General features: G+C 45.8%; 9 protein-coding genes. 1 reads left to right on the forward strand and 8 read right to left on the reverse strand.

Features of this window, described 5'->3' with window-relative positions; translation table 11 throughout:
* The 7 genes from AOQ29_RS06475 to AOQ29_RS06505 all read right to left on the reverse strand — a co-directional run.
* On the reverse strand, positions 1-1,009 hold a 1,009-nt coding region (locus AOQ29_RS06475; protein ID WP_061993664.1), incomplete at its 3' end, for a 5-oxoprolinase subunit C family protein.
* Positions 1,006-1,722 (reverse strand): 5-oxoprolinase subunit PxpB, encoded by a 717-nt coding sequence (pxpB, locus tag AOQ29_RS06480; protein ID WP_061993665.1) that lies wholly within the window; start codon positions 1,720-1,722, stop codon positions 1,006-1,008. The genes AOQ29_RS06475 and pxpB, both read right to left, overlap by 4 nt.
* A gap of 12 nt (positions 1,723-1,734) precedes the next feature.
* Positions 1,735-2,967 (reverse strand): NRAMP family divalent metal transporter, encoded by a 1,233-nt coding sequence (locus AOQ29_RS06485; RefSeq protein WP_061993666.1) that lies wholly within the window; start codon positions 2,965-2,967, stop codon positions 1,735-1,737.
* Between the two features lie 18 nt (positions 2,968-2,985).
* The gene (locus AOQ29_RS06490) at positions 2,986-3,738 is read right to left on the reverse strand and encodes a LamB/YcsF family protein (RefSeq protein WP_061993667.1); all 753 of its coding nucleotides are present in this window, start codon (positions 3,736-3,738) and stop codon (positions 2,986-2,988) included.
* Between the two features lie 11 nt (positions 3,739-3,749).
* On the reverse strand, positions 3,750-4,520 hold the full coding sequence (locus AOQ29_RS06495) for a putative hydro-lyase (RefSeq protein WP_061993668.1): 771 nt from the start codon (positions 4,518-4,520) through the stop codon (positions 3,750-3,752).
* The gene (locus AOQ29_RS06500; RefSeq protein ID WP_170124548.1) at positions 4,517-5,857 is read right to left on the reverse strand and encodes an acetyl-CoA carboxylase biotin carboxylase subunit; all 1,341 of its coding nucleotides are present in this window, start codon (positions 5,855-5,857) and stop codon (positions 4,517-4,519) included. The genes AOQ29_RS06495 and AOQ29_RS06500 overlap by 4 nt, the downstream gene beginning before the upstream one ends.
* An 11-nt stretch (positions 5,858-5,868) precedes the next feature.
* Positions 5,869-6,264, reverse strand: coding sequence for an acetyl-CoA carboxylase biotin carboxyl carrier protein (locus AOQ29_RS06505; RefSeq protein ID WP_061993670.1), 396 nt, complete (start codon positions 6,262-6,264; stop codon positions 5,869-5,871).
* Positions 6,265-6,579: 315 nt separating this feature from the next.
* Here AOQ29_RS06505 and AOQ29_RS06510 point away from each other — a divergent pair, with 315 nt between their 5' ends.
* Positions 6,580-7,335 (forward strand): sulfite exporter TauE/SafE family protein, encoded by a 756-nt coding sequence (locus tag AOQ29_RS06510; protein WP_061993671.1) that lies wholly within the window; start codon positions 6,580-6,582, stop codon positions 7,333-7,335.
* A 230-nt stretch (positions 7,336-7,565) separates the two neighbouring features.
* Here AOQ29_RS06510 and AOQ29_RS06515 read toward each other — a convergent pair.
* Positions 7,566-8,232 (reverse strand): NADP-dependent oxidoreductase (locus AOQ29_RS06515; RefSeq protein WP_061993672.1); only part of this gene is annotated, 667 nt, incomplete at its 5' end.

Raw genomic sequence — 8,232 nt, forward strand, 5'->3', positions numbered from 1 at the left:
TTAATTCTTCGATTCGACTCGCCATTGGCCGTTGTGGCAGGACTAACTGCCAGGGCCTTTGGCGAGCAATTTGTGTTATCAGATTTTGTTGGTCTTGCAAGCTTTGCCAAGCTTCTGCTAAGGAAACCTTTTCAAAGGCCAATGGCTGACTTTGTGGCCATTGAGCTAGGATGCCCAAGTCCGCTTGAATCACCTTGGCAATCACCGGATAACCACCATGGGTTGCCCGATCCGCCAAAAGAATAATGGCTTGTCCATCACGCGCAATTTGAATGCCACCGTTTAGATTTGCCTCAGAGAGCAGGTTTTCATTTTTAAAGCCTAGCTGTGGACCGTTGAGCCGAAACCCCATCCGATTAATATGTTGACTTAGATGAAAAGGCTGATGAAGAAGCTTTTCCCATTCCGATTGGTCAAACCAGTCGGCCTCTGGCCCGGGAACGACCCGGATGGTTTGGCTAGGATTGAAGGTTGTCCCCGTTGGGCCAGTTTGAGGGTCAAGACACTTGTCGTGATAAGCCCCCGTCTCTGTCAAATCAACTAGACCAAGTTCATCACCGGTTTGAAGTTGGCGACCGTGAAAGCCACCGAGCGAAACGGCTAAGGTTGTTGACCTGGAGGCCATCACTTCTTCGACTTGGAAACCACCAGCAACGTTGAGGTAAACAAAGCGCCCAGCTTTAATGTGGGAAAAGTCTAAAATATCGTTTTTCTTCACGTAGATTGGCTGGTCTTGGTCAATGGCTTCTTCGTTACGTTTCAAATCAACACGGCCACCCGTCACCGATACAATCGTCGGTTGTGTGAACTTTACCACTCCACCGGTAATGGCAAATTCGATACTGGCTGGATTAACCGCTAAGTCATTTCCAACTAAGGCATTGCCAACTCGGTAAGCGTAGTTGTCCATCGCCCCTGAGTTGAGAAAACCCTGACCTTGAAAACCAAGGCGGCCCCCATCTTGAATAGTAGCCAACATGCCGGGGTTGATGATTTTGATTTTATTCACTGGGCCACCTCCCGTTGAAAGTAGTCATTGACGGTTGTCTGTTCGAGAAGGTCGAATTGGTCTTGGTCGATTGGAACAAATTCAATTCGGTCTCCCGGCTGAAATAGAATTTTGGGCTGGTTGATATCGAACATTTTGAGAGGTGTCTTGCCGATGATTTGCCAGCCCCCCGGTGAAACTACGGGGTAATACCCGGTCTGCTCGCCACCAATGGAAATGGAACCAGCTGGAATTTCTAGTCGCGGGGTCGCCTTCCGAGGGGTATGCAAACGTTCATCTAATCCACCTAAAAAGGCAAAACCGGGTAAGAAACCCAGCATATAAACTCGGTATTCGCGGTTAGCGTGGATGTCGATGACTTCCTGAGGTGTTAGGTGGTGGTAGTCTGCTAATTCTTGTAAATCAAGACCGACGGTGTCGTTATACAAAACCGGAATTTTGTATAACTTTCCGGTAGTTGTCACAGTGCTTTCTTGGACTTGTTGAACGAGGTCTGCTAGGTGGTCTTCAAAGGGCTCAACATCAAGGGCCAAGGGGTCAAAAATAAAGGCAACCGTTCGGTAAGCTGGAACAATGTCGAGAATTCCGGGGATTTGCTCCTGACCAACCTGACTGGCTAAATATAACACTTGGTCATTAATGGTGGCCGAAACCACGTTATCGAAAACCACGCTAATACTCGTATCGCCAGAATAGATAATTTTTGTTGTCATGAGCGACCCCTCTTAAAACTTAGTCGTTAACAAAGTTTCAACCCCGGCAAAGGCCATAAAGGCAACAACAATCCAGCCGAAGATACTTAGTAAAATTGGGTGACGGTAAGTTGCGCCCATGATTTTGCCTTGGTAAGAACCAATCAAAAGGATTCCCAGGGCAACCGGTAAAATTAACCCGTTCACGGCCCCAACAATTACTAAGATTTGAGCAGGCTTACCAACAAAGTAAAAGACAAGGGTTGAAATGGCGATAAAAGCGATAACTAAGTAAGGACGAATTTTTTCGAACTTGTCTGCCCCATCTTTGCTGTCGGAGTAGTTTAAGAATGAAACAGAGGTAAAGGTTGAGCCAAGGATGGATGTCATTCCAGCGGCGAAGAGCAAAATACCAAAGAACTTATAACCGAAGTTACCAGCAGCGATCTTGAAAATTGCTGCTGCGGGGTTAGCAGGGTCGAGCTTGTGTCCGGCCAAAACAACTGCTAAACCAGCTAAGAACAACATTACTCGGATAACAGAAGCAATTCCAATTCCGGTCAAGGCCCCTTCATTAACGTACTTCAACCCTTCCTTACCACGAACGCCCCCTTCCAGTAGTCGGTGACCACCGGCAAAGGAGATATAACCACCAACAGTTCCACCGACAATCGTCACGATTGAGTAAAAATCAATGTGAGTTGGGAAGAACGTGTGGCTAATCGCTGGGCTAACTGGAACTGTCATAACTGACAAAATATAAATCAAGACGGCAATTTTAACGACGGCCAGTAATTGAACCGTGCGATCCATCACTGTTAGGGCATTTTTGACCACAAAGATGATAATGGCTAAGATAGCAGCGATGATGGCTCCGTTTTCGGGAGAAATACCGAACAGAACATTTAGTCCTAAGCCGGCCCCGGCAACGTTTCCAATGTTAAAGAAGAACCCACCAACAACAATCAAAAATGTTAAAAAGTAACCCAAGCCAGGAAAAATATCGTTAGCAATTTGTTGGGCATGCTTACCCGAAACGGTAATAATGCGCCAGATGTTCAGCTGGACGACAATATCAATCAAGATTGTCACTAGAATGGCAAAACCAAAATTAGGACCGAGTTTACTTGTAAAGGTCGCGGTCTGAGTTAAGAACCCAGGTCCGACGGCAGCCATAGCCATGACAAAGGCGGCACCCATGGCAACGGACCGAGCACTTCGCTTGTTAATTGCTGGTTGTTCAGTAATTTCACTTCTTTTATCCATTAGAATTTATCCTTTTTCTTAAATTTCACTAGTGATGGTGATGCCGTTTTCGGCCAAAGTCGTCTTGATTTTTTCGGTTAAAGCGACGGCCTCTTCGTTATCGCCATGAACACAAATCGAATCCACTGCCAGTGGCACGGTTTCGCCGGTTATCGCAGTTAAGGTCTGTGTTTGAACCATCTTCAAGGCTCGTTGTGTTGCCAGGTCTGGATTGGTAATCACAGCGTTATCGTGGGTCCGAGGAACCAAGGTGCCATCGGCCTGGTAATTTCGGTCAGCGAAAACTTCTTGGGCATAGCGCATATTGGCTTCTTTAGCCGCCTCAATCAGTTGGCTGTTGGCCAAGCCATAGACAATCGTGTCCGGTGCAGCAGCTTTAATCCCAGCAACGACTGCATCGGCGACCACCCGATTTTTAGCTGCCAAGTTATACAGAGCTCCATGAGCCTTGACGTGGTGGAGTCGATGGTCGGGTGTAAAGGCAGCTAAGGCTCCAACCTGGTATTGAACCATTACGGTAATATCTTCCGGAGCCATATCGATTTTGCGGCGGCCAAATCCTTGTAGGTCTTGGAAACCGGGATGGGCACCGATGGCTACGCCCTCACTTAAGGCTAATTTAACCGTGTTCCGCATTACTTTTGGATCACCGGCGTGAAAGCCACAGGCGATGTTGGTCGAAGTTACTTGTTTTAAGATTAATGGGTCTAAGCCAACAATGTAGTGGCCGTAACTTTCACCCAAATCTGAATTAAAATCAACTTTCGTCATGTTTTTCTTCCTCACACAATTAGTTCTTTATTTGGCAAATCAGTGATTAGCATGTGCCCGGGAGCATGGGTAATCGCAAAGTCTGGCTTAGTCGCCATCACTGCCGCCTGGGGAGTGACACCACAGGCCCAAAAGACCGGGATTTCACCCTCTTTGATGGTAACGGCATCGCCAAAATCGGGATGCATTAAGTCTGTGATACCAATGGCAGCTGGATCACCAATTTGGATGGGAGCACCGTGAACTCCGGGTACCCGATTGGTAACTCTGACGGCCTCTGGAATTTGCTCACCCTTGATGGGACGCATACTAACGACCATATTTCCCTTGAATTTACCGGCTGGGTTGAGGAGGATGTTAGTATTGAACATCGGCACATTAACCTTTTCGGTGATGTGCCGAATCTCGATGCCGGCATCCATCAACATGTCTTCAAAGGAGAAACTACAACCGATTAAGAAACTTACTAAGTCGTCACGCCAGTAATCCTCAACATCGAGGTATTCAGAAGCCAAGACACCATCACGATAAATTCGGTACTTGGGAAAATCACTGGCAATGTCGGTATCTAGTCCTAACTTATTCAGTTGCCGGCTTCCCATCTCACTAACCTCGAGTAATGGAATCGGTTTGGGATTCCGTAAGGCAAAGAGCAAGAAATCATAGGCATCCTTTTTTGGCAGGACAATCAGATTTGCTTGAGCGAAACCGGGGCAAAGCCCAGCGGTTGGACTTTGAAAGGTATTGGTTCTCGTTGTGTGTCGAAATTCAGCTGGTGTCATTTTTCCTCCTCAGCATCTAAAATGCTATCAAGCCAATCAATGTCGGTTGCATTTTCGTTGGTCGTAAAATCTGGATGATTTAAGATTTGAATTAGCAAATCTAAATTAGTCTTTAACCCGGTGATGACGGTCTCGCCAATCGCTTCTCGTAACCGCTGTAAGGCGGTAACACGGTTTGGTCCGGTTGCGATGATCTTTAAAATCATCGCATCATAATTTGGTGGGACAACGTAACCTGGATAAATCGCAGTTTCGACTCGGATTCCGAGGCCGCCTGGTAGGTGCAAAAAATTAATCTTGCCGGCTGTTTGGGCCACAACCCGGGCTTCAATTGCGACCCGACCTTGATTGTCTCTGGCAACTTCCGGGAGGCCTCCTCCCGCAGCCTGGGTTAGCTGGGCGCCAACGAGGTCGACTCCGGTAATTTCTTCAGAGATGGCATGTTCAACTTGGATGCGGGTGTTCATTTCCATGAAGTAGAATTGGCCAGGGCCTTGGTACAAAAACTCATAGGTGCCGGCACTGCGGTACTGTTGCTGTTCTGCTGCGTGAACCGCAACAGTCAACATTTCTTGCCGTGTTTCCGGGTCAATTTTGGTACTGGGGGCTTCTTCGATTACCTTTTGATGGTGGCGTTGAATGGTACAATCACGTTCGCCTAAGGCGATTGCCTTTCCTTGGCCATCACCTAAGACTTGAACTTCGATATGGCGGGGATGAATAATCAATTTTTCCAAGTACATCCGCCCATCACCGACTGCGTTTTTAATTTCGCTCTGGGCTAGTTCAAATAATTGTTGAAAGTCTGCGGCCTGAGAAACTAGCCGCATACCTTTACCGCCACCGCCAGCAACTGATTTCAGCATAACTGGGTAGCCGATTCGTTCGGCTTCTCTTAGTCCGATTTCTGCTGACTCGAAAAAGTCAGCACTACCAGGAACAATTGGAACGCCGGCACTGGCCATTAGTTGGCGGGCTTGCTCCTTGTCGCCCATTTCTTCGATGGTTTGACTTGTCGGCCCGATAAAGATTAGACCAACTTCTTCGACTAACCTGGCAAAGTGAGCATTTTCGGATAAGAAGCCATAACCAGGGTGAATCGCATCCGCATGAGAAATTTCAGCTGCTGCTAAAATAGCTCGAATATTTAAATAACTATCCCCGGCACTTGCTGCACCGATTTCCACGGCCTCATCTGCCATTGCAACATGTAAAGAATTTTTATCAGCCTCTGAATAGACAGCGACCGTTTGCATTCCGAGAATTTTAGCTGCCCGGATAATGCGAACAGCGATTTCACCACGGTTAGCAATTAATATTTTTAATTTCTTTTTCATCAAGTCCGCCATCATCCTATCCTGAATAATTTTTGACCGTATTCGATATTATCGCCATTGGCAACGAATACTTCTTGGATAGTACCGGACAGTCCAGCCTTAATTTCCGTCATCATTTTCATGGCTTCAACAATGCCGACTGTTGTTTCCGGGGTAACTAAATCACCAACGGTAACAAATGGTTCTGCCTCCGGATTGGGACTGGTATAAAAAGTTCCAACGCCGGGAGCCTTAATAGTGTTTGTTGTATCGGCCGAGTCTGCTTTTTGTACTGGGCTGGCCGGTATAAGGGCTGCCGGTTGGGCGGTTTTACTAACTCGGATTTCATCATTGCCGTGCTTTACGCTAATGCTCGTTAGCTGATTATCAATGAGTAGATTGATAATCTTTGATAGTTCATCGTCCATAATTCCCTCACAGTTCTAATTTGTTTTTCATGTTTGAACAATAGAATAATCCTTAGAATGAATTTAAAAACAAATTATGTTAGCTTTATTGACTTTTAAAACAGTTAAATACGAATAATATTTATTATTTGATATTTTTGTACGTTTATTTAATTTTTAAAATTAAAACCGATATCGTCCCTCTTCACCCGATTTTGTGATCGAATGACAATCGCTGGCCGAGGTCTGCTAAACTAACGCGGTTTGACCTTTATCTGGTCAAATGTTTTATACTCGGTCTAATTAGGTTAGAAATAATTTGAGATGGAGAGATAAATGGTTGGAGAACTAATTATCATTGTGCCCTTAGTTGCCCTAGCAGGCTTTGTCGATGCGATTGCCGGTGGTGGTGGCCTGATATCCTTGCCAGCCTACCTTTTGAGTGGTCTACCAACTCACTATGCGGTTGCCACCAATAAACTCTCATCATCACTGGGAACAACCGTTGCCGCAACCGGATTTTTAAAAAACGGTGATGTAAAATGGCGGCTAGCCCTACCCTCAATGATTTTGGCAGTACTGGGATCAACAATCGGTTCCAAGTTGGCTTTGATTTTACCCAGCAAGGATTTTACAATTTTTTTGCTAGTGGTCATTCCACTGACTGGACTCTACCTCCTCTTTAATAAAGGGGCCCTAATCGGTACTGAAGATTCAGATCAACCAGTTAAAAGACGGACCCTGGCTCTGGTTTCTTTGATTGCCTTTATCATGGGAATCTATGATGGCTTTTATGGCCCCGGTACGGGCACATTTCTTCTTTTATTATCGGTTGGTCTGGCTAAGTTATCTCTCGATACAGCGGCCGCCAACTCTAAAATGATTAATTTGACGACCAATATCACCGCTCTATTGATTTTTTTAATCAGTGGCAAGGTTCTCGTTACGATTGGTTTAATTGCTGGAGCCTTTAGTATTGTTGGAAACTACCTTGGTATGGTTTATTACCGGCACTATGGCAGTGCCATTGCTCGGCCGATTATTTTGGTCGTATTAGCGATTTTCATGGTGAAGATGCTCATTTCACTATAAGGTCAGTTCTAAAATCAAAAAAAGCCACCCCAGTATTACTGGAATGGCTTAACGATTTAAAGGTAAAGTTCTAACTGCTGGGTTAGAACTTTTTTTGATGCGTCGATGATATTCAATATAAAATAAAATATTCACAATATCTTTGTGAAATAATAACAAGGATTTGAATTTAAAAGTGAATAAATGAACTATGCCTATATATCAACGCTCCTAGCGTTTTAGCACTCTATTTATTCCTCGGCGGCTAAGACGATTTTACCGTGAGTATGCCCGTCTTCACTCTTTGTTTGAGCCTGGCGGACTCCCTCAACCGTTAGTGGAAAGACGGAATCGATGACAATTTTAATCGCCCCCTCTTCCACTAAATCAGTCAGTTTCTGGAGGTCTTGTCCATTTGACTTTAACCGCCAGAAGCTAGCCCGGGCTGGGCTGATTGCTTGATCTGCTTCTGTCGGTGCCGCTACGATACTGACCAAACGACCGGTTGGCTTTAAGATGGCCATTCCGGCTGGAATTTGGTTGATGGTGTCGAAGACGGCATCATAATCGTGCAAAAAGTCAATAATTGGACCCTGGTGGTAATCGATGACTTCATCCGCTCCGAGACTTTTAAGCAAGTCATGGTTAGCCGGGCTGGCGGTAGTCGCCACATAAGCACCGAGATGATGGGCAATTTGAATAGCAAAGAGTCCTACCCCACCGGCCCCAGCTTGGACTAGGATTTTTTCGCCTGGCTGAAGGTTCATTTGCCCGACGATGACTTGCCAGGCCGTTAAGCCAGCTAACGGTAAGGCAGCCGCTTGGTTAAATGATAGGGTTGCTGGTTTTTTAACCAATTTATCAGCCTTCACCAGGACATAGTCGGCATAGGTGCCGTGGGTTCCGTCCCCCTGTAAG

The sequence above is a fragment of the Fructobacillus ficulneus genome, from assembly GCF_001047075.2.
GTDB lineage: Bacteria > Bacillota > Bacilli > Lactobacillales > Lactobacillaceae > Fructobacillus > Fructobacillus ficulneus.